This is a genomic window from Bradyrhizobium liaoningense (genome assembly GCF_018130955.1).
Classification (GTDB): domain Bacteria; phylum Pseudomonadota; class Alphaproteobacteria; order Rhizobiales; family Xanthobacteraceae; genus Bradyrhizobium; species Bradyrhizobium liaoningense_C.
In genome coordinates, this window is the sequence record NZ_JAFCJM010000025.1 from 1 (window position 1) to 20,764 (window position 20,764).

Annotated in this window: 23 protein-coding genes and 3 pseudogenes; 13 read left to right on the forward strand and 13 right to left on the reverse strand. The window is 61.5% G+C overall.

Translation table 11 applies throughout. From position 1 onward, the window contains the following. Positions 1-180 precede the first annotated feature (180 nt). Both JQ632_RS20875 and JQ632_RS20880 read left to right on the forward strand, forming a co-directional pair. Entirely contained in the window at positions 181-639 is a 459-nt protein-coding gene (locus JQ632_RS20875) for a cupin domain-containing protein (protein WP_212404553.1), read from the forward strand. A 106-nt stretch (positions 640-745) separates the two neighbouring features. Further along, entirely contained in the window at positions 746-1,948 is a 1,203-nt protein-coding gene (locus JQ632_RS20880; RefSeq protein WP_212404462.1) for an MFS transporter, read from the forward strand. A gap of 117 nt (positions 1,949-2,065) precedes the next feature. Here the strand turns inward: JQ632_RS20880 and JQ632_RS20885 are convergent. From JQ632_RS20885 to JQ632_RS39520, 3 genes and pseudogenes are all read right to left on the reverse strand, one after another. After that, positions 2,066-2,329: pseudogene (locus JQ632_RS20885) on the reverse strand (helix-turn-helix domain-containing protein); the annotation flags it as partial. Positions 2,330-2,448: 119 nt separating this feature from the next. Continuing rightward, a complete protein-coding gene (locus JQ632_RS20890) occupies positions 2,449-3,591 on the reverse strand; it encodes a patatin-like phospholipase family protein (RefSeq protein ID WP_212404464.1) in 1,143 nt (380 codons plus the stop codon). A gap of 69 nt (positions 3,592-3,660) precedes the next feature. Beyond that, a complete protein-coding gene (locus JQ632_RS39520; protein WP_312015636.1) occupies positions 3,661-3,816 on the reverse strand; it encodes a DUF3363 domain-containing protein in 156 nt (51 codons plus the stop codon). 368 nt (positions 3,817-4,184) lie between these two features. On the opposite strand from JQ632_RS39520, the gene JQ632_RS20900 reads away from it, so the two are divergent. Continuing rightward, positions 4,185-5,090 (forward strand): LysR family transcriptional regulator, encoded by a 906-nt coding sequence (locus tag JQ632_RS20900; RefSeq protein WP_312015637.1) that lies wholly within the window; start codon positions 4,185-4,187, stop codon positions 5,088-5,090. On the opposite strand, the gene JQ632_RS20905 is transcribed toward JQ632_RS20900, so the two are convergent. The 3 genes and pseudogenes from JQ632_RS20905 to JQ632_RS20915 all read right to left on the reverse strand — a co-directional run. Further along, entirely contained in the window at positions 5,075-5,305 is a 231-nt protein-coding gene (locus tag JQ632_RS20905; protein ID WP_212404466.1) for a DUF2274 domain-containing protein, read from the reverse strand. The two genes, JQ632_RS20900 and JQ632_RS20905, sit on opposite strands and share 16 nt — an antisense overlap. Before the next feature lie 4 nt (positions 5,306-5,309). Then, positions 5,310-5,747: pseudogene (locus JQ632_RS20910) on the reverse strand (TrbI/VirB10 family protein); the annotation flags it as partial. Beyond that, a pseudogene (locus JQ632_RS20915) lies at positions 5,747-5,935 on the reverse strand (ArdC-like ssDNA-binding domain-containing protein); the annotation flags it as partial. The pseudogenes JQ632_RS20915 and JQ632_RS20910, both read right to left, overlap by 1 nt. 1,262 nt (positions 5,936-7,197) lie before the next feature. Here JQ632_RS20915 and JQ632_RS20920 point away from each other — a divergent pair. Further along, positions 7,198-7,476 carry a hypothetical protein gene (locus tag JQ632_RS20920; RefSeq protein ID WP_212404467.1) on the forward strand — a complete coding sequence of 93 codons (279 nt, stop codon included), beginning with the start codon at positions 7,198-7,200 and terminating at the stop codon, positions 7,474-7,476. Positions 7,477-7,501: 25 nt separating this feature from the next. On the opposite strand, the gene JQ632_RS20925 is transcribed toward JQ632_RS20920, so the two are convergent. Then, positions 7,502-7,690, reverse strand: coding sequence for a DUF3606 domain-containing protein (locus tag JQ632_RS20925; protein ID WP_212404468.1), 189 nt, complete (start codon positions 7,688-7,690; stop codon positions 7,502-7,504). A 105-nt stretch (positions 7,691-7,795) separates the two neighbouring features. On the opposite strand from JQ632_RS20925, the gene ligD (JQ632_RS20930) reads away from it, so the two are divergent. Further along, entirely contained in the window at positions 7,796-8,716 is a 921-nt protein-coding gene (gene ligD, locus JQ632_RS20930) for a non-homologous end-joining DNA ligase (RefSeq protein ID WP_212404554.1), read from the forward strand. Further along, on the forward strand, positions 8,716-8,883 hold the full coding sequence (locus JQ632_RS20935) for a hypothetical protein (protein ID WP_212404469.1): 168 nt from the start codon (positions 8,716-8,718) through the stop codon (positions 8,881-8,883). Before ligD (JQ632_RS20930) ends, JQ632_RS20935 begins: the two co-directional genes overlap by 1 nt. 61 nt (positions 8,884-8,944) lie before the next feature. Here the strand turns inward: JQ632_RS20935 and JQ632_RS20940 are convergent, their stop codons facing one another. Further along, positions 8,945-9,565, reverse strand: coding sequence for a cell envelope biogenesis protein TolA (locus JQ632_RS20940; RefSeq protein ID WP_212404470.1), 621 nt, complete (start codon positions 9,563-9,565; stop codon positions 8,945-8,947). A gap of 140 nt (positions 9,566-9,705) precedes the next feature. Between JQ632_RS20940 and ligD (JQ632_RS20945) the strand changes: the two genes are divergently transcribed. Then, positions 9,706-10,653, forward strand: a complete 948-nt coding sequence (ligD, locus tag JQ632_RS20945; RefSeq protein WP_212404471.1) for a non-homologous end-joining DNA ligase — start codon at positions 9,706-9,708, stop codon at positions 10,651-10,653. Positions 10,654-10,736: 83 nt separating this feature from the next. Here the strand turns inward: ligD (JQ632_RS20945) and JQ632_RS20950 are convergent, their stop codons facing one another. The 3 genes from JQ632_RS20950 to JQ632_RS20960 form a co-directional block, all read right to left on the reverse strand. After that, positions 10,737-11,201, reverse strand: a complete 465-nt coding sequence (locus JQ632_RS20950) for a metallophosphoesterase family protein (RefSeq protein WP_212404472.1) — start codon at positions 11,199-11,201, stop codon at positions 10,737-10,739. Then, a complete protein-coding gene (locus tag JQ632_RS20955; RefSeq protein ID WP_212404473.1) occupies positions 11,198-11,701 on the reverse strand; it encodes an NUDIX domain-containing protein in 504 nt (167 codons plus the stop codon). Before JQ632_RS20955 ends, JQ632_RS20950 begins: the two co-directional genes overlap by 4 nt. A gap of 64 nt (positions 11,702-11,765) precedes the next feature. Continuing rightward, entirely contained in the window at positions 11,766-12,698 is a 933-nt protein-coding gene (locus JQ632_RS20960; RefSeq protein ID WP_212404474.1) for a Ku protein, read from the reverse strand. Positions 12,699-12,843: 145 nt separating this feature from the next. Between JQ632_RS20960 and JQ632_RS20965 the strand changes: the two genes are divergently transcribed. The 3 genes from JQ632_RS20965 to JQ632_RS20975 are packed head-to-tail and all read left to right on the forward strand — an operon-like array spanning position 12,844 to position 14,464. Beyond that, positions 12,844-13,239, forward strand: coding sequence for a hypothetical protein (locus JQ632_RS20965; protein ID WP_212404475.1), 396 nt, complete (start codon positions 12,844-12,846; stop codon positions 13,237-13,239). A 46-nt stretch (positions 13,240-13,285) separates the two neighbouring features. Beyond that, positions 13,286-13,735 (forward strand): hypothetical protein, encoded by a 450-nt coding sequence (locus JQ632_RS20970; protein WP_212404476.1) that lies wholly within the window; start codon positions 13,286-13,288, stop codon positions 13,733-13,735. 3 nt (positions 13,736-13,738) lie between these two features. Then, the gene (locus tag JQ632_RS20975) at positions 13,739-14,464 is read left to right on the forward strand and encodes an SOS response-associated peptidase (protein WP_212404477.1); all 726 of its coding nucleotides are present in this window, start codon (positions 13,739-13,741) and stop codon (positions 14,462-14,464) included. Between the two features lie 318 nt (positions 14,465-14,782). On the opposite strand, the gene JQ632_RS20980 is transcribed toward JQ632_RS20975, so the two are convergent. Continuing rightward, positions 14,783-15,664 (reverse strand): ImmA/IrrE family metallo-endopeptidase, encoded by an 882-nt coding sequence (locus tag JQ632_RS20980; RefSeq protein ID WP_212404478.1) that lies wholly within the window; start codon positions 15,662-15,664, stop codon positions 14,783-14,785. Further along, positions 15,661-15,984 carry a helix-turn-helix domain-containing protein gene (locus tag JQ632_RS20985; RefSeq protein ID WP_212404479.1) on the reverse strand — a complete coding sequence of 108 codons (324 nt, stop codon included), beginning with the start codon at positions 15,982-15,984 and terminating at the stop codon, positions 15,661-15,663. Before JQ632_RS20985 ends, JQ632_RS20980 begins: the two co-directional genes overlap by 4 nt. A 230-nt stretch (positions 15,985-16,214) precedes the next feature. Between JQ632_RS20985 and JQ632_RS20990 the strand changes: the two genes are divergently transcribed. Genes JQ632_RS20990 through JQ632_RS21000 form a run of 3 tightly spaced genes read left to right on the forward strand, consistent with a single transcriptional unit; the run spans position 16,215 to position 20,711 of the window. Then, positions 16,215-17,282, forward strand: a complete 1,068-nt coding sequence (locus tag JQ632_RS20990) for a hypothetical protein (RefSeq protein WP_312015638.1) — start codon at positions 16,215-16,217, stop codon at positions 17,280-17,282. A gap of 4 nt (positions 17,283-17,286) precedes the next feature. Beyond that, entirely contained in the window at positions 17,287-19,554 is a 2,268-nt protein-coding gene (locus JQ632_RS20995) for a ThiF family adenylyltransferase (protein ID WP_212404481.1), read from the forward strand. Continuing rightward, positions 19,551-20,711: a patatin-like phospholipase family protein gene (locus JQ632_RS21000; RefSeq protein WP_212404482.1), complete on the forward strand. Its 1,161-nt coding sequence runs from the start codon at positions 19,551-19,553 to the stop codon at positions 20,709-20,711. The genes JQ632_RS20995 and JQ632_RS21000 overlap by 4 nt, the downstream gene beginning before the upstream one ends. The last annotated feature ends 53 nt before the right edge of the window (positions 20,712-20,764 follow it).

Here is a 20,764-nt window from a genome sequence, read left to right on the forward strand (position 1 = left end):
TTCAATACCCGAGATTCTTCATGGAGGCCGATGCGCTTCATTCGGTGCAGACGACCTTCGCTTGCACCGCAGGCGATAGGGCGACGGAAAAGGAGGGATGGCGACCGAGGTCATCGGGCTTGCGGACGTCTTGGCGCGGGATGCGCGTGTGGAGGTCGAAATTAGAGATTCGAGCCCAAACTGTCGCGCGCGATCTGGCCGGGCCTTACGCTCGCCGGCGCGCTCGTCGCGCAACCGGCGCTCGCCGGCGAATGCCCGGCCGACAAGATGAAGCCGAACGCGCGCCAGATGGTCGACACCAAGCCGGTCGGCGTCACCGACGTCACGCTCGGCTCCATCAACCTCGAAAAGCAGCCGGCCAACATCAAGGACCGCGAGCTGCGCTTCCGCAAGCTGACGATCGAGCCCGGCGGCATCGTGCCCTGGCATAGCCATGACGACCGGCCGGCGCTGATCTTCGTGCAGCAGGGCGAGATCGTCGAATACGCCTCCAACTGCGTCGATCCGATCGTGCACAAGGCCGGCGATCTCAGGCCCGAAGTTTTCGGCACCTCGCACTGGTGGAAGAACCTCGGCAAGGAAACGGTCATCCTCTACGTCGGCGACGTCCGCAAGGATCCGCACGACCACAACATGTAACGAGCGCACTAGGCCCCAGCCCTCGTTACCGGATGTGACGCCCGGAATCCCCCATGCTGCCCCGCACGCCGAGCGTCACATCCACTTGCTCAGGAAACATCGCGACATGACCGATCTGTCTGCGCATATGAAGCCGTCCGAGATGGCGATGCAGGGGCACTCGCCCGGCGTCGTGCTTCGTTCACTCGTCATTGGCCTGACCGCATTCCTGACCGTCGTCGACCTGTTCGCGACCCAGGCGATTCTGCCCTCGCTGACGCGCCATTATGGCGTGACACCGGCAGCGATGGGATTTGCCGTCAACGCCAGCACCTTTGGCATGGCTGTCGCCGGCTTGGTCGTCGGCTTCTTCAGCCCGCATATCGACCGGCGTCTCGGGATATTGCTCAGCCTCACGCTGCTTGCGATTCCGACGAGCCTGCCCGCGGTGGCGCCCAACCTCGCCGTCTTCACGACCCTGCGCGTGGCGCAAGGCCTGTGCATGGCGTCGGCCTTTGCGCTTACGCTCGCCTACCTCGGAGAGCAATGCAGCGCGATGGACGCCGGCGGCGCCTTCGCCGCCTACATCACAGGCAATGTCGCGAGTAATCTCATCGGTCGGCTGATTTCGGCGGCACTTGCCGATAGTCTTGGACTGTCTTGGAACTTCTATTTCTTTGCCGCGCTCAATCTGGCCGGCGCGGTGCTGGTCTATTTCACGATCAGGCGCGTCCAGCCAATGCATGCGACCATGCTAACGGAATCCCCGTTTGCCGCGATGATCGCGCATTGGCGCAATCCGCGGCTGCGTGCAGCGTATGGTCTGGGATTCTGCATCCTGTTTGCCTTCATAGGCACGTTCACTTACGTCAACTTTGTACTGGTGCGGCCGCCATTGTCGCTCGGCATGATGGGGCTCGGCTTTGTATACTTCGTCTTCGCGCCATCAGTCGTGACGACTTTGATGGCTGGTACCGTCTCGACGCGCATCGGAACGCGACCAACAATCTGGGGCGCACTGGGGGTTGCCGTAGTAGGCTTGCCCCTCTTGCTCAGCTCGCATCTCGGCGAAGTCCTGACCGGCATGGTCCTTGTCGGTGTTGGGACGTTCTTTGCGCAGGCCGCAGCAACCGGCTTTGTCGGGCGCGCCGCAACCGAAAATCGGGGCGTTGCCAGCGGCACCTATCTGGCCTCATATTTTTTCGGTGGCCTTGTCGGCAGCGCGATCCTAGGACAGCTATTTGATCATTTCGGGTGGACGGCGTGCATCATTGGCATCGCACTTTCGCTTGCGTTGGCATCGCTGCTAACCTTGTCACTAAGAGACTAGCGCCAGCGCGACCCATCTCCGTGAAACCAGAGCCGCCGCTTTGCCGTGCGGCTCGGTGCAAGCATTCGAATAAGTGGACGACTTGCGGGGAATCGTGACCGGCACGATCAGCTCCGGTCAGCCCTTCGTTTTGACAGGTTTCCGCTTTCCAATTGCCGGAAGACCGCTCTCTTCGGCCCTCTCCTCGCGAGCCGACAAGATACTCGGGTGAAGCTTGGGCTGGCGGACGCGAATGCCGACACCGACGGCGGCATCGTCGTCTTCCATCAGGAATTCGTTGAGCGTGCGGTCGTGCGGAATGCGGCCGCCGTTCTCTAGATGGGCAATGGTTCGCGTAGCGACCTTCGAGGCCATCGCCAACTCGGCTTGTGAGATGCCGAGCCAAACGCGTGCAGAAGTACGGCGCTTCCAAGCTCAGGAAGTTTCGCTCAGGACCTGGATGCGACCGGCCGGCCATACCAGTTGAGCGTGGCCGCAAGCGCGTGATGGCTCGTGGTCGCTCATTCGGCGACAAGCGCTGTCAGGTCCTTGGCTTCGTGAAGGACAACACCTGACAGTGGATCGAAATGGTCCATCCTGGGCTTACGCGCGAGCACGGCTTTAGTGTGCGTGTAGCCTGCTTCCCAACGCTGCTCGATTCCGGTCTGGCTGAAATCGATGTCCTCGGTGTGATCTTCATACTCCAACTGCGGCGCGAGCAATCGGACCACATGCATTCGGGTCTGGCAGCCATAGCCCAGCAATTCCCTGACCTCCGGGTTGCTGCGCTTGCTTTCGGGCAGCCGCGATGCGAGTTCGTTGATGACGTGTCGCAACCGATGCATCTGCTGGTGGCGCGCGATCTGACTCGCAATGCGGCTCGAATACTCGACGTCCTTGTGGCGGTTGAGAACATCGGCCATCGTCATCGGCTCGGGTCCCACCGGATTCCACAAATGGACAGAGAAGATCACCGAGTCCCTTCTCGGATTGTCATCGAACACCGCCTTGGTGGGTGTATCGGAAAGGATGCCGCCGTCCCAGTAGAGTTCGCCGTCGATGCGCACGGGCGGAAAGGCAGGCGGAAGAGTCCCGGAAGCCATGATATGCCTAGCGTCGAGCCTGCCATCGCGGGTGTCGAAATAGCGCATCCGGCTGGTTCGCACATGCGCCGCGCCCATAGTCAGGCGCGGCCTTCCCTGATTGATCAGGTCGAAGTTCACCAACTCGGCGAGAGTGTGATCGAGCGGCGCCGTCGAGTAGTAGCCGGCGTGGTCGGCGCCCAGCAGAAAGGCGTCTCCGGCATGGGCAAGCGGGTTCGGCGTGAAAAATCTGGGGATGCCCTGGGTCAGCGTGCTCCGGTGCGACCACCGTCCGTCCAGTCCAGGGAAAGCGCCCTCAAAGCCCCAGCGCGGGACGCGCTGCACGCGGCTCCAGAAGGCACGCAGCAGCCGCTCTAGCCGGCGCTGCGGCTCGTTTCCGGCAATCAGACTTGCGTTGATGGCTCCGATCGAGGTGCCGATGATCCAGTCCGGCTCGATTCCGGCTTCCTGCAGCCCTTGATAGACACCGGCCTGATAGGATCCCAGTGCGCCGCCACCTTGCAGAACGAGCACCACCTGTCCCGGGAGATCAGTGCGATCCGCCCGGCGCCGCGAACGCAAGTAGCAAGCGAAAAGACCAACAAAAACAGTGAGGTTCGCTGGCGATTGACCACCTTTATCGCTGTTCGTTCACGGCTGGCTCCTAGATACCGAGCCCTCGCTTTCGGCCAAATATTGCCAAGAGATGTCGTCGCCACGCACGATGCCGACGACCTCTCGGCCGATTTCCTTCTCAATGGCCGACCGCCAGGGTACGAGGCTGAAGCCGAGACCGTCATCGATCATGGCGAAGCGGCCGCTGGCAAGTTGGGTAGATCCGATCCAAACAAGACGAATGGACCGTCTAGGGCGCCCGTTACATGACACTGAAAACCGTCGCGCCCCTAGAGCGATGATCCAGCCGTCAGCCTTCCGGCTATCGAAAGCTAACCCGCCCGAACGCGGTGGCTCACGGCCAGCCACACCAAGCCACGGGACACGATTCTCGTGATCGTCTTGGTCCACCAGAGCGTTAATCATACGACGACCGAATTTGCAACCAAGAATCGTCTTATTTTTTTGTACAACCGTCTGCAAATTTTCATTTGAACGGTGTGGCTACCATGGAGTGTCCCAGTTTTCCCGGGCTGTTTAGGGGAGGACGACGTTTAGGCGTGGATTTTGATCAACTTCAGCACGCGATAGCAGCGGCAGACTACGGCAGTTTCCGACAGGCTGCCGAAGTACTGTCAATTAAGCAATCAACCCTCAGCCGTTCAATTCAGCTACTCGAACATAGGTTTGGCGCTGCCATATTCGAGCGATCGAGCGGCGGTGTTCGAGCTACGCCGACCGGCCGTCAGTTCTTGCGGATGGCGCGATCAATACTCGAGCAGCTAGACACGCTTGCCAGCATGACGAGGGCTACAGGCCGAGGCGAAGCTGGCCGACTCGCCATAGGCTTCTGTACATCTCTTACGACGGGTAATCTGAGAGCATCGTTGCTGGATTTCCGCCAGAGATTTCCTCAGATCGAACTCGCGACAGTTGAACGACGGCGCACACGCTTGGCGACAGCTCTTCGTAACGGTGTCCTCGATGTTCTAATCATTGTAGGAAACCTGCCGTCGCCGAGTAGCAACGCAAAGCCACTTTGGAACGAGCGCGTGTTCGCCGTCTTGCCCGCGGAACATTCTCTGGCAGCGCGAGAGGCCGTCTATTGGACTGACTTGCGCGACGAAACTATCATCCTAAGCCAATACGATCCGGGACAAGAAATTGAGGATCTGCTGGTTTCCAAGCTTGTTTCGCCGGTAGAGCGTCCAAAGATCGAGCGACACGACGTCAGTCGCGGAGTTGTCAAGAGCCTCGTTACGATGAAGGCCGGTATAAGCCTTGTTCTAGAATCGGATATCGGTGCCAATTTCTCGGGGCTCGTGTATCGGGAGATACGTGACGGCACTGGGCCGAGCATGCTGAGCTATGCTGCCTACTGGCAGAACGACAACGAAAACCCGGCACTCGAAACTTTCCTGAAGCTTCTTTCCGAGCGCTACCCCTCGCGTCATTTGGCAACCTGATTTGCGCGACGAAGTTTTGCGAAAGCTCGATCAGTTGCCATGAAACGCGCTAACATTGGAGCGATCAGTCTGACCGGATCGCCGATAGGTTGACCACTATCGCGCGCAAGGAGTCCGGCATACGTGACCAGGTCTCGGTGTACGGCTGCTGGCAACTCGTGCGTGACCTTGACCGGCTTATCGTCGGTGATCGCACCGAGCTTGAGTTTGGCCATGCTCTTAGCTCCTATACGGTTCAAGCACGAGATCGCGATTCACGATCACCCGCACCGGAAACCCAGGACGAATGGTCAGCGTCGGCTGGATGTTAAGGTTACGCCGAACGATCTGCTGACCGGTCTGATTGAGGGAATCCCCTGCTCCCCGTCGTAGCGCCTGAATAATGCTACTGTTGCTGTTGTTGGCGTCCCCCCCAGAATTCACCTCGGTGCCGACAGCTAGCAAAGTTGAGAGTGCAGCCGCGCCCAACAACTCCTTCCAGTGGTTGTCGACCTGATCCTCAAGGCCAGAATACCCCGCGGCGTCGGCTCCTGGCTGCCGTTCCAATACGATGGACCGGCCGTTCGGCATGATCAGCCTGGTCCAAACCAGAAGCACACGCGACTGTCCAAAAGCGACTTGGCTATCGTACGTTCCTATCAGTCGCGCTCCTTGCGGCCACTGTATTGCCGGTTGGTCGACGCATTTTTCGGCATGGCCAGCGGCGCTTTCGCCGCGGACGTACCCCAGGGCTGAACCCAGGGGACGCGTCCGGCCTCAAGCTCGGCAATGATCTTGTCGGTAATTTCGTTATATAGGGTTGCCCGGTCCTGGCCGGCGCGCGCGCGAGCAGTAGTGTTTGACATCGCGAGTCTCCGCGACGGGCGCCGCGAGTCTCTCTCGCAACATCTAACCCGTCACGGATAAGCCAGCCTGCACTCTTACTCTCAGTCCTTGCGCCATCTACCGAGGGCAACATTCGCGATCAGGCGTGCGCCCAAGGGCGCATCGCCGCAACGGAAAATGGCACCCGGAGAGCGTGAGCATAGCGACCCGAAGGGGCACGCGGGTCCGAGTGCAGCGACGAGACCGGTTCAATAGCGGCACCCGGGAACGGGGCAGTGATAGCGATCGCCGCAGGCGAGCCCCTTTCCCGAGTGCCCCCGGCGAGGAGCACCAAAGCTCTAGCGCGAGGGATCGAAGCCGCACGGCGGCCGAGACGCTGCGCGGCTCGGTTCACGAGAGCCCGGTGCGGCCCTTGCCGCACGCGCCAAAACCTGAGCGAACGTGATGCAGGCAATGATAGGAGAACCGCCCGACATTCTCACAGAGTCTCACAATTATGGAAGAGAGGCCTGTGGGTGGAGCGAAAGCGAAGGCCACTCGCGGGACGCACCCGCAGGAGGATCCGCATAGCGCCGACGCGTAGCGGCGGGACCCGGGACCGTGTGCAGTCGCAAGACCGGTTAAGAAGGCACCCGACCCGAAGGGCAGTGATAGCGGCGCCGGCATGCAATGACGGGGGGCCTCCGGCGAGCGACTCAATACGGATTCACGTCTTCTTGGTATCGATTTTGCTTTTGTGATATCGTCCCACTCGTGCGCATGTCTATGCACGGCGTGGGCATGTTCACTGAGAGCCAATTCTTACAGAGGACCACATGGCCAAGAAAGCGAAGAAGGCAAAGAAGACCGCGAAGGCAGCCACCAAGAAGGTGGCAAAGAAGACTTCAAAGAAGAAGTAGTCGTATCGGCTACTGATCTATTGCCGTCTTCGGGTCGCAACCCAGGTAAAACCGAGACCTCCCAAAGGATAGAAGCGTCCTTTGCAGCCGTTCGGTATCGCGGCACGCTGAGATAAGGCCGGACCTTTGTGCAGGTGGCTGCTGCATAAAGGTCCGGTTTTCGTTTCTGCCCTGCGAGGGCGCGGTGCTCCGGAGCGAGGGATCGAAGCCACACGCCGAGACGCTGTGCGGCCCGGTTTACGAGTACCCGGTGCGGCGACAGCCACACGCAATTCTGCCTTCGAAAAACCACGAGATCCCACGATCCCGAATCCCAGTTGTGTGTTAGCGATAGGGAACGTCTGCGGGGCCAAACGATTCGTCTCAGCGTGGGAGATCTTTCAATGCTGATGACCAGGCAGAGACGGCCGGCGATCCGCACCCTGCGCGGTTGGGCGATCAACGTGCTGAACGAAGCCGGCGCCATCCGCGAGTGCGAGGAGCACGGTTGGATGCAAGACCGCGCCGATCCGCATGCACGAGAGGGCGCCTTCGATATCGCCCGTCAGGACCCGCCGGCAGACGTCTCCCCTCAAGCAGCGGAGGCCGCAATTCGCGACGTGCTGGACTCGATTGGTGATAGCTGCCCAGAATGCTCCCCTGACGAGGAGGACCGGCGCTAAGCTTCGACGCCAGCCAGTCTCCGAGTCAGCGGCCTAGTCGTTTCTCGACGCGCTTTCGCGCGTTGCCGACCTTTTTGACAGCCTTTTTCACCGCCGGCGCCGACTTTCCCGTCTTCTTCGCCTCGTATTTCACTTCGTAGTCCTGCCCGCCGGCCACCCGTGCCCGGTCCTGCTTCCGCCCGCGCGCCGTCTTCGTCTTCTTAGCTGCCGCCATGGATACCTCCTGTTCGTGGCGTCGAGGCAACGCAACAAGGATTCGCCGGTTCCGGAACGATTCGAACTGTGCCAATTTGAATCGCCTGTAGCGTGGAGTTCTTCAGTGGCATTTCAGCGTAAAATGCCGTCGGCTATCGGCGTCAAGGCGCCCTTCCCCGGCTTTATCGAACCGGCCCTGGCCACCTCGATCGAGAAGGTGCCATCCGGAGAGCGCTGGATTCACGAAATCAAGTTCGACGGCTACCGTGTTCAGGTCCATCTCGCCAACGAGACGGCGAAGATCTTCACCCGGCGCGGCCACGATTGGACGCATCGCTTCAAGAAGGTCGCTCATGATGCCTGGCGGATCAAGGCGAACTCGGCTTTGGTGGACGGCGAGATCGTGGTACCTGCCGCCGACGGCACGACCGACTTCTCGGTTCTGCAGAACGAGCTCAAGGGCAAGTCGAAGAGCATCGTGCTCGTCGCGTTCGATCTGCTCTATCTGAACGGCCGAGATATCCGGAAGCTACCGCTCCTTCAGCGCAAAGCCGAACTCAAGAAGATTCTAAGCGGCACCGACATCCAGTTCAGCGAAAGTTTCGAGATAGACGGCCGCGAGATGTTCGCGCACGCCTGCAAGCTCGGCCTCGAAGGCGTCGTCTCGAAGGTCCGGGGCAGCGCCTATCCAACGGGACGCACGAATGATTGGGTCAAAAAGACCTGCGTACAGCGTGAGACGTTGACCATTGCCGGCTTCGCACTCGATGGGACGAAGTGGGACGGCATCTACGTCGGCCGGCGCAAGGGCGACGATCTGGTCTACGCCGGCAAAGTCGACCACGGCTTCGACAAGATCTCGGCCGCCGATCTGCAGAAACGGCTTAAACCCCTCATTCGAAAGACCCAGCCTTATACCAAGCGCATTGGTCACAAGGGCATCTGGGTCGAACCCAAGCTTCTGGCTGAAATAGAGTATCGCGCGAAGTCGGCCGAGGGAAAGGTCCGCCACCCGTTCTTTCGGGGCCTGAGGGAGGACCTGTGATGGATGCGTTCGATCACTTCTGGCAGTGGGCGAACAAGCCCCCGGAAAGTCCGCTGACGATCCCGGCCGAGCTGCATCAGGCGGTCATGGGGCTCGGTCCCGAGGACCGACGGGGCCGCACCGCGGTGAACCGAGCCGCAGCGCGCGTACCGGATCCCGAACGATGAACGCTTGACAATGACCTCTGGCCTTCACTCGTGGGTGCCGCAGATCAAAGGCCCGTCACGACTAACTCCGCGCACGCTGCAGCGCAGCTTCCAATCGCTTCCTCTCCTTATTCCAGCGATCGTCTTCTGTTTGCGATCTCTTCGCGAGAGCCTCAACCTCGGCCTGGATGGCGACAGCCCGCTTCGCGTGCTCCTGCTCCGCCTTGTCCAGCGCAGCCTGCGCCTTGTCGATCGCCTGCTGACGGCGCCGCTCACGCTCTTTCTCCCTGGCGGCCCCCTCCCTCGCCCGTTCACTCTCCCGGCGCCTCTCCTCCCGTTCGTTGGCAAGCGCAGCCTTCCGCTCGGCCGTCTTGTCGACGGGACGTGAGGAAGGCTTCTTCGCAATTTGCCCCTTCGATTTGCGCGGCGCGTTCGTCGATCTTCTGTCCCCGCCGAGATCGGAGGGCAGTTCGGCCTGCTCGCTGAAGGATCGGTTGGATCCGACCGGGCGCCTGAGAACGACGCCAGGCTTCTTCATGGCCGCAGCGATGACGTCCGGATCGTCGCTTTCCTTCGCCGCGCCCTGGTGGAAGAGATTGCTGTTGGCGCCCCAGGCTTCGAGGGCCGCTTTCATGGAAGGAGCGGCGATTGCCAGATCGAAGAAGCCCAGCGAAGTCTGAAAGGTTTTCAGTTTTCTCGCCATCGGTCTGATCCGCCCTCCTTAATCGAGCGTCAACGTCGCATGCCACGGAGCCTGCGGAACACGACGCGGCCCCGAAGCGTTTCCTAATCCTTGAAGGACGTCCATGCATTTCGCAACGTGCTCTTAAGGATTGGCCTCGAATGAGCCGGACGTCGACCCTGCCCAAGCGCCTGCAGCCAATGCTCGCTACGCTCACCGACGCGCCGTTCGACGATCCCGGCTGGGTTTTCGAGGACAAGTATGACGGCTTCCGGATGATCGCGGAAATCCGGCGGGGCAAGGTTGCGCTCTACAGCCGCAATGGCAAGATCATCAGCCGAAGCTATATCGAGGTCGCCGAAGCGCTGGAGGGCGTGAAGGGCGATGCGGTGATCGACGGGGAGCTCGTCGCGATCGGAAAGGACGGCGTCTCGCATTTCCAGTTGCTTCAAAACGCGCTGCGCCATGAGGCGAAGCTCCTGTATTGCGCCTTCGATCTCATGTTTGAGAACGCAACAGACTTGCGGAAGCGGCCTCTTCTCGAGCGCAAGAAGCGGCTGAAGGCAATCCTGCCGCGCGACAAGCTGATCGCGTTCAGCCCTCACCGCAAAGGGGATGGTACGAAATTCTTCGCCGAGGCCGAGCTGAAGGGTCTCGAAGGCATCATGGCCAAGCGGGCCGATAGTTCGTATGCGTCCGGAAGCCGGACCCCGGATTGGCTGAAAATCAAGACGGCAAAGCGACAGGAAGTGGTGATCGTCGGCTTCACGGCGCCCAGGCGCACCAGGCCGTTCTTCGGCGCCCTGGTCCTCGCCGTGCGGGAAGACGACGCATGGCGCTACATCGGGCATGTCGGCACTGGCTTCAGCCACAAGGCCCTGGAAGACCTTCATGCCAAGCTCTTGAAGCTGAGGGCCTCTAAGTCACCCTTTCCTGCCAAAGTGAAGGACGAGGCCGCCACGACCTGGGTCAGGCCCTCGCTGGTTGCCGAGGTCAAATTCGCGGAGTGGACAAGCAAAGGCGAACTGCGCCAGCCGGTCTATCTCGGGCTCAGGTCCGACAAGCGGGCCAAGGATGTCGTGCGCGAGCGAGAACGTTCGCGCAAATAGCGCTTCCGTTCGGGCGTAACCGGCCAACGGAACGAATTAACGCATTCGCCTCCTTCGCTGTGAAACCGTCCGTAGTGGTGCGCTCAGTCGCCTCCAAGGTCGTGGATTTTCGGTCGCACGCCCTCACGCGTGACTTCGAGCGTCGCAAGCGTGATCGGCAGCTTGAAGCGCCGCCGTCCCGCGCTGCCGGGATTCAGGTAAAGAACGCCACCGACCGTGTCGATCTTCGGCACGTGGGAATGCCCGGAGACAATGACGTCGATGCCTGCGCAGGGATCGATCTGTAGCGTCTTCAGGTCGTGCAGAACGTAGATCGACTTTCCCGCCAAGCACACGAGTTTCGTGTCGGGATATTCGCGGGCCCACCCGCCGCTGTCCACGTTTCCACGGATGGCGGTGACAGGCGCGATCCGGCGAAGCGCGTCGACGATCTCAGGACGCCCGATATCGCCGGCATGAATGATGTGATCGACGCCCGTCAGGCCTCGTTCGGCCTCGGGCCTCAACAGGCCGTGCGTGTCCGAAATGATTCCAATCCTGAACATCATTTTCGGTCGCTCTCAGCCGTGATCGCCAAAAGACGATCGAGAAGTTCGACCTGAGCGGACAACATCTTGGTCCGTGCGAATTCGATATCGAACCATTGCGCGCGGTCTACTTCGGGAAAGCTCTGCCGTCGACCGCTTCGGGGCGGCCATTCGATATCGAAGGTATTGCTGGTCAGAGCCGTCGGGTCAAAATGCCCCTCGCCGGCGAATGCGATGACACGCTTCCCTCCTCGCTGTCGGATATCACCCAGAGGTCGGAGTGGACCAATCGAAGCGCTGGCGCCGAGCTCCTCGGCGAACTCGCGCCGCGCGACCTGCTCTGGAGCATCCGCGGTATCGATTTCGCCCTTCGGAATGGACCAGGCGCCATTATCCTTCTTGCGCCAGAACGGACCGCCGGGATGAACGAGCAGAACCTCGAGCCCACGAGCGCCCTTGCGGTATGCGAGAATGCCCGCACTCAACATCGATCTCCTGGAAGTCCTTTTCAGCGCAGCCATATCGCTCCCCGCCGCGGACAACGAACTAACGGCCGCCTGGCATCACGGGACGCTTCACGACACGCTAGGCTGACTTCCGCTGCGGTCTGGCCGCCGGCTTCTTTGCCGCGGTTTCCTTCGCTGGCTTCTTGCCGGCAATCGGCATCAACATTTCCTTCTGCCCGGCCGCCGCCTTGCGCGCCTTCTTGGTTGGCTTCTTGGGCGCCTGTGTCGCTGCCGACGCGTCTCGTCCAATGCTCTTGCGCAGTGCGTCCATCAGATCGACCACATTCTCGCCACGGGGACGCTCTTTCGCCCTGATGGGCTTGCCGGCGCGCTTCTGATTGATGAGATCGATGAGGGCGGTTTCGTACTGGTCTTCGAACTTGTCCGGCTCGAAATGGCCCGCCTTCTGATTGACGATGTGCTTGGCGAGATCAAGCATGTCCTTTGTAACTTTGACATCCTGAATGTCGTCGAAATATTCGTCGGCGGGACGGACTTCGTAGGGATAGCGCAGCAGCGTCCCCATCAGCCCCTTATCGAGCGGCTCGAGCGCGATGATGTGCTCGCGATTGGTCAGCACCACGCGGCCGATTGCGACCTTGTTCATCTCGCGGATGGTTTCCCGAATGACGGCGAAGGCATCGTGCCCGACTTTACCGTCAGGACGCAGGTAGTAGGGGCGAATGAGATATCGCGGATCGATCTCGCTGCGATCGACGAACTCGTCGATCTCGATGGTTCGCGTCGATTCCAGCGCGACGTTCTCAAGTTCCTCCTTGGTCACCTCGATAAAGGTATCGGTATCAACCTTGTAGCCCTTGACGATGTCCTCGTTATCGACCTCCTCGCCGGTGTCGGCATCGACCTTGGCGTACTTGATCCGATGGCCAGTCTTTCGGTTCAGCTGGTTGAACGAGACCTTTTCGGAATCCGATGTGGCCGGATAGAGCGCGACCGGACAAGTGACGAGCGAAAGACGCAGGAAGCCTTTCCAGTTGGCGCGGGGGGCCATCGCGGGGAACTCCATTACTGATGCCGGATTCAAGACGAACTAACCGGCTTGGTTCCGACATCGCGAGCCGTCCCGTAGGAGGATTTTTCTCAGCAGCTGCCCTCGTCGGACTCGACATTTGTTCTTGTTATGTTCTAATTCAGGCATGACCGATCGACCCGCGAGCTGGCGCATGCCGACCCCGAAGCAAATGGAAAAGCTGGCCGCTGAAGCCGCCCGTAGGCCAAGCCCCTCCACTGGGGCTCCAGATGCGCCGCTTCCGGCTGGATATTGGGAATCGGTCCTCGAAGACCCTCGCGCCGGCACGACCGGCGCCCAGATCCGGCAGCGACGTCTCTCCGAAATTCAGCGCCACGTGCTGCGCATCTCCTGCCGCCGCTGCGAGCGGACCGTGGAAATCCAGACCGCCGATGCCGTTCGACTGTATGGCGACAACGCGCTCTGGAAGGACGTCGCGCAGCGGCTGCTCGACAATACCTGCCGGCAGCGCACCGGCAGACATGAAGAAGACGGGTGCTGGCCAGCGTTCGAGACGCCGTAGTCGCTCTGGATTTGCCGATCCGATTTCTTCGCGCCTGGATGTCCGGATGGCCCCGAAGTATCACCCTACGCCCCTGTCGGGCGGCGATCGCAAGGCTCTGGCAAAAGAGCTCGGCAAGGCCCGCGCGATGGCCAACATCCTTGCTAGCCAATCGGCGGAGATGCGGGCCAAAGGCGAGGCGATGATCCAGCAAGCCGATAGGCTGCTTTGCGAAAGCTGGAATGAGCGGATGTGGAGTGACGGCGAACCGATCGATCCGTCGCCGACCATCGATCAGGCCGTGAATGGAGGCTTCCCCTGGCTGGAGATCAGATGTGCGCGCTGTAAGACGCCGAGCGACGTGGACCTCGCGGCGATGAAGCACCCGCCGACCACCTTCGTGCACGATCTCGCCAGCCGGCTGCGCTGCCGCAAATGCGCCAAGGCTGGCCGGCGTCCATCCGCGACTCTGCTACAGTTGACGTGGCAGCCGCGCCACCCTCGAACCGAATCATGACCGATGTGCAATCTCTATTCGATCACGACAAACCAGGCCGCGATCAGCGCGGTGTTTCGTGTCGTGAACCGCTACGTTGGTAATCTGGCGCCGATGCCTGGGGTCTTTCCTGACTACCAGGCACCGATCGTGCGCAACGGGGCTGAGGGCCGCGAACTTGCTACGGCGCGGTGGGGAATGCCGTCGTCGTCAAAGGCGCTGATGGACGCGACGAAGAAACGAGCGGAGAAGCTGCAGGCCAAGGGCAAGGCAGTGGATTTCAAGGAATTGCTCAGAATGGAGCCGGACGGCGGCACGACCAACATCCGCAACGTGAGGAGCAAGCACTGGACGCGATGGCTCGGAGTCGAAAATCGCTGCGTGGTGCCGTTCAACTCCTTCAGCGAGTTCAACAAGGCCGAAGGCGGCGACATCTGGTTCGCGCTCAATGAGACCCGTCCCCTCGCCTGCTTCGCCGGCATCTGGACCAACTGGACGTCGGTCCGGAAGGTCAAGGAAGGCGAGACGACCAACGATCTCTTCGCGTTCCTTACGACGGAGGCGAACGCCGAGGTCGGCGCCATTCACCCGAAGGCAATGCCGGTGATCCTGACGAAGCCTGACGAGGTCGAGACCTGGATGACGGCACCTCCGGACGAGGCCCTGAAGCTGAAACGGCCTCTACCGGATGAGGCACTTCGGATCGTCGCCCGCGGCGTCAAGGAAGACCCGGCCGGGCCAGCAACGTGACCATCTAGGATGGCGAGCAAACGGGGCCATCGCCCCGACAGCGCAAATCATCCATGTCTGCACGGATACCTTCTGCGCATGCTTGGAAAAACGGGATAATCCAGACCTTAGCGCGAGCCAGTTGCGGTGGGCAGGTCTAAAGAGCGCGGCGTCGCCGCGCTTTTGAGCCGGCCCTCTACTCGCAACGCTGGCCGTCGCGCGCGAGGCGAAGGAAGCGACACTCATGCCTCTTTGACGAATTATAGGCGGTCACGATGGTACCGCTTCCACAGCCGTATGCGTTTCGGCAAAACCACATTCTGACAATGCGGCGACGCGCTACTTCCGCACTCCCAGAAAGCGGTCATATGTGTCTAGCTCGCGGGGCTCATCGTGCCGGAACATCGACACTGTGTCCGCAAATTGTAGCAGCGTATAGTTCAGATCATACCGCTCAGCCCGCAGCGTCATTTCCTTGGTGGGTTCATCGAACCACACACCATCGGGATGCTTTACGCCTTCCCGGGCTTCCTCGGTAAAGATCGACTGCCCCACCAACGATCTGGCGGGCACTTCGACCGGAGCCCCGCTCGTCTTGAAGTACCGTCTGGTCTTGAGAGCGGTTTCGCTTGACCAAGCCCAATTTATGTAGCCGTCGCGCGAGACCACGATCATGGCGCGACGCTCGGTGTACCTGAGCCAGCGCAGGATGGCCGCGACTAGGGAGACGTCATAGTGCGTGGCGCATTCGCTCAGTTGATCGAAATCCGCTTCCGACTTCGCCGGAATCCGACGTCGAAAGTCGTCGAGAGGCATCAGCAGCGTTGACGCAAAATCGTTGGCCTCTCGCTCAATCTCGACGCCATTGCGCCCGTCAACTGCGGCTTCATCGCAACGCAGGCCGTCGGGGTATTTCTGGCGGTGGACCAGGTAATGGCCCAGCTCATGGGCAGCCGTGAACCGCCGGCGGCGCGGTGAGCCCTTCTTGTTGACATAGATGCCCCAGCGCTTGCCCGAGTCGGACGGCAGCAAGGCGCCTTCGCAATCTTCGAGATCGACGCTGCGCACCTCGGCGATGGGGTCGCCGGGGAACAGAGAGGCGGAAATCTCCTTCGCGAACGCCGCGATGTTGAACCGATAGCGGTCCGGCGGATTGGCGGCGTTCAGCAGCTGGGTAAGATGAATCGCCCAGCGTTGGGAGCCCCACCCCTCGAAGTTCATGACTTGTCGTCCAGCAATTTGCGCATCTCGCGGAGCTTGGACTTCAGCTCAGGCGTCATGCGTTGGTACTCGCGGAAGAACGCCTTGTCCTCCGCCGCTATCAGCTCCTCGGGTGTGTCCTCGCCGAGGAAGTAGTCGACGGTGACCTCAAGCGCCTTGGCGATGCCAGCAAGCTTGTCGGCCGACGGCCGCGGCGGATCCTTGTTCTCCAACTCCCAGAGGTAAGACTTACTCGATCCCGACTTTTCGGCCAGTTGATCGAGTGTCAGCCCCTTTCCCAACCGAAGCTTCCTGATCTTGGCTCCGATTTTCTCGCTCATTTCAGCAGCTACTCCTATGTTCGGAGTAGCAAGATAGCAGTTCCTTGACTCCCGGTACAGGTTCCCCTATGTTCGGAGTAGGCATATTAACCATGCTTCCAAGCTGAAGTGGCATTGGGAGCGTCATCAACCTCGCCACAAGTCGGCTATTGCCCCGGAAGGAGGCTTAAGTGACTGCTAAAATTGCATTTTTTCCTCTCGGAAACGCGGATACTTGCCGCATCGATCTGGTGAGCAGCCGGAAGGTTCTCATCGACTTCGCGAACATGCGGGATCCGAAGGACCCCTATGACAAGCGGATCGATCTCGCCGAGGAGCTCCGCCGTGACCTCAAGGATGCCGACCGCGACTACTTCGACGTGGTCTGCTTCACCCATCTCGACAACGATCACATCAAGGGCTCCACGGATTTCTTCTGGTTTGAGCATGCGGCGGTCTACCAGGGCGCTGGCCGGATCAAAATCAAGGAGCTGTGGGTGCCGGCGGCGGCTGTCACTGAAGAAGGATCGAGCGGCGAGGCCCGTATCATCCGCCAAGAAGCGCGGGCGCGCCTCAAGGCCGGCAAGGGCATCAAGGTGTTCTCCCGTCCCGGCCACCTGCACGATCTCCTGGCCTCCTGGGGTCTGACTGTCGAGAGCCGCGCCTCCTGCATCGTCGATGCCGGCCAGACCGTGCCGGGCTTCGACAAGCTCGGCGCCGACAAGGCCGAGTTCTTCGTGCACAGCCCGTTCGCCTGGCGCCTCAACGACCGCGAGGTCGAGGACCGCAATCAGGACAGCATCGTCATGCAGGTCACCTTCGTAGAAGGCGGGGTTGAAAGCTACGGTCTGCTCGGCTCCGACGCCGACCACGACACGCTCACCAAGATCGTTGAGACCACCAAGCGGCACAAGCGTGAAGGCCGGCTGCTCTGGGACGTGCTGAAGCTCTTCCACCACTGCTCGTATCTGTCGCTCGGCCCCGATCGCGGCCAGGACGAGACGGTTCCGGTCCCGGACGTGAAGTGGCTGTTCGAGCAGGGCCGTGACGGCTGCCTGATCATCTCGCCGAGCGACCCGATCCCCTCGAAGGGCAGCGAGGCCGACAAGAGCGACCAGCCGCCGCACCGCCAGGCCGCCGCGCATCACCGTCGCGTGGTCGATGGCAAGGATGGCGAGTTCAAGGTCACGATGGAGACGCCGTCGGTGTCCCGCCCGAAGCCGCTGGTGGTCGAGATTACCGCCTCCGGCGTCAGCCTGGTGCTGGCGGCCCCCTCCGCCATCGGCATCGCGACCTCGCGGCCGGCGCGCGCTGGCTGATCGAATGCTGCACGACTGGCTCCACATCTGGGGCGAAGCCATCGAGCCGGAGCACCTGTCCGGTTCGATGGCAGTCCGCTTCCGCGACTTCCTCATCAACCAGGCCGAGGGGCTTGCGACTATCACAGGCGCTCGGCGCAGCGGGCCGAACGCCGAGTATGAGCTGCTGATCATCAAGGTGCGGACTAACCGCCCGCAGCGGCCGGCATATCCTCTTCTGCGAGAAGAGCCCATCGGCATCCTGTTTACGACCGAGGGCAGCTACGCGCCGTCCGTGCTGGCCCTTCGTCCGGACTTCCCCGACACGCCGCATCAGAACTGGGTGCCAGACGGCGTTCCGTTCTCGCTCTGTGTGGATGACCGGCCGTGGCAAGAGGCGCGACCGCTCTACACGCCGGCCGAACTCCTGCATCGCATTATCAAATGGTTCGAGCGTGCCGGCCGAGGCGGCCTCCATGACCTTCGTCAGCCGCCCGATCCGTTCTTCATGCGCGAAGGCTACCACCTGATCATTCCGCGCAACGCCTTCGACGGGGGAACGCGGGAGCTGGTAGCCTTCGCCCATGATCCGCAGAACCCGGTCGTCGTGTCACTGCGCGAGCCGCAACCGCACGAGCTGCAACAGTTGCAGGCGGGCACGTTCTTGGTGATCGCGCTGGCGCTGGAACCCCGGGCCATGAGCCGGATGCGTCGCGCCCCGGCGAACTTGAACTCCCTTCTGCATGAGCTGGGCGCTCGCGGCATCAACCTCGCGGAGGTGCTGACGGCGCGCATCACAGCGTGGAGCGCCGCAGGGAACCAAACCAATTTCGAGACCCGAATCGGCCTCCTGCTACGCATGCCGATCATCGGACCGGACGGCAACCCGACGGGCCAGAGCGACGACGTCGCGTTCCTCACTTTGGCGACGCTGGGTGATATCGGCGCGGCCCTTGGGCTCTTAGGGCGCTCGCCCGAAGCGCGCGGGGCTCGTTACGCCCGGTTGTTCGCGCCGGTCGGAATCGACGAACAGGCGCTGGCAGCGATGGTCGTGCTCGTGACCGCGGCGCATGTAGAGTTTGACCAGCGCAGAGCCCTCGATCTTGCCGGAAGCTCAATCGATGCCCCGCGCCGTGTAGTGCAGATCGGTGCCGGCGCGATCGGCTCGATGGTTGCGGAGACGCTCGCGCGGCAGGGATTGGGCCAGCACTGGACCTTCATCGAACCCGACTATTTGCTGCCCCACAACCTCGCTCGCCATGAACTCACTACGGCAGATATCGGGCTGCCAAAAGCGCACTCCCTTTCGCGGCGGCTGATGCAACTGCGCACGGATTTGCGCGCCGAGGCCATCGCCGCCAACGTGCTCAAGCCGGGTGACCGCGCAAACGACGTGGCCACCGCCCTGCAAGCAGCCGATCTGGTGATTGATGCCGCAGCGTCGGTTCCGGTGGCCAGATGGCTGTCTGATCAGACAACTGCGGCACGGCGCGCCAGTGTCTTCTTCAACCCCGCCGGCACCGCGGTTGTGTTGCTGATGGAAAGCCGGGACCGGAGAATCGATCTGCGCCTGCTCGAAGCGAGCTACTATGGCGACGTCCTGAACGTTCCTGCGCTGGAAGATCACCTGTCGCAGTCGGCCGACGCGGTGCCCTATGCCGGCGCCTGCCGGGCGGTCACCAACCGGATCCCGGCCGCTCGCGCGCAGATCCTTGCCGGCCTCGCTTCCGCAGCGCTGATGGAGGCCGTGGGCAAACCCGAAAGCGACCTACGGGTCTGGTCACTGTCGAAGGACGGCAGCGTCGCCGTCCATCACGGCGACATCGGTGACGTCCGCGTACAATCCAGTCTGGGCTGGACAATCACGCTTCCAAGCACCCTCGAAGCCAAAATTCTGAAGATGAGGACGGTCGGCTTGCCGGCTGAGACCGGCGGCGTTCTCTTAGGCGTGGTTGATCTGGTCGCAGCCCGTATCGACATCATTGACGCCTGGCCCGCGCCACCTGACAGCTCAGCGTCCGAGACCGAGTTCAAGCGGGGGACGAAAGGCCTGCGGCAAGGTGTCGAAGCTGCCATCGCACAGACCCTCGACCAGGTGCGCTATGTCGGCGAATGGCATTCACATCCGCGCCGAACGCGCACTGATCCGAGCGGGAAGGACCTCCTGCAACTCGGTTGGCTTGCCGCGACGCTGTCCATGGACGGCTGTCCCGGCGTCATGCTCATTGCGGGCGATACCGGCATCAGAATCTGTCTCGGCGCCACCCTCGATGACGAAGGGGCGAACACGTGAGCGAGGTGCCATCACAAGGGGGGGCCCTTGAGACGGCCGCCGCCGCCGATTTCCTTGGTGGCCAGAAACTCGAAGACGGCATCGGCCTTTGCCTGTCTGGCGGCGGATTCCGCGCCATGCTGTTTCACCTCGGTGCTTTCGTCCGCATGAACGAGCTTGGCTTGCTGGCCAAACTGGACCGCGTTGCGAGCGTATCAGGCGGCTCGCTGGCCGCTGGCGCGCTGGCAGTCGCGTGGGATCAGCTCACATTCGACCAAACCGGCGTTGCCACCAACCTCATCGAAAGAGTCGCCGAACCGATATTGAATCTCTCTTCCAAGTACGTCGACATCCCGGCAATTGCTCTTGGTTTTCTGCCCTTCGTCCATGCCTCCGAGCTCGCGGCTCTCGCCTATGATCATTGGTTGTTTCGTGGCAAGACGCTGCAGGACCTGCCGACGAACCCTCGGTTCTCATTCACGGCAACTAGCCTTCAAAGCGGTGTGCTGTGGCGCTTCGCTCGCGATTACGCCGCAGACTACCGCGTGGGCATGTGGCGCAATCCTAGTCTGAGAATCGCTTCAGTCGTCGCGGCCTCGGCGGCGTTTCCGCCTTACCTTTCGCCGGCGTACATCGACGTTCCGCCAGGGGCGGTGAGGCCGGAAAGCGGCGCCGACCTGCATCGCGAGCCCTATACGACCCGGCTGTGCCTGACAGACGGCGGCGTGTACGACAACCTCGGGCTTGAGCCGATCTGGAAACGCTACAAGACCATTCTGGTCAGCGATGGAGGGGCGATAATCCCGCCTAGCATTGCGCCCCGAACCAACTGGCTTTCCCTCGCCGTGCGCGCTAGCAACATCGCCTTGCAGCAGGGCGTTAACATGCGCCGGCGCGTGCTATTCGGGCTGGAACGCACCGGTGAGCGGCGGATCGCCTACTGGGGCATTGGAGAACCCGTTGCCTCCTATGGTGTCGGCGACGAGCTTCGGTTCACAGCCGAACAGACTAGGCAGGCGGCCGAGGTGCCGACCCGGTTGACGAAGTACCCACTCAATGCGCGGGTGAATATCGTGCGTGCCGGCTACGCGCACGCCGACGCCGCCCTGAGAGCAAGTCGGATTCCACTACCAGTTGCCAGCAAGCCGGATTTTTCCCGTCTACCGGATATCCGCTAGTTTGACGTGGTCCAGGGCAGCGCTTGGTCAGCGAAGTTGCATTCAGACAAAGA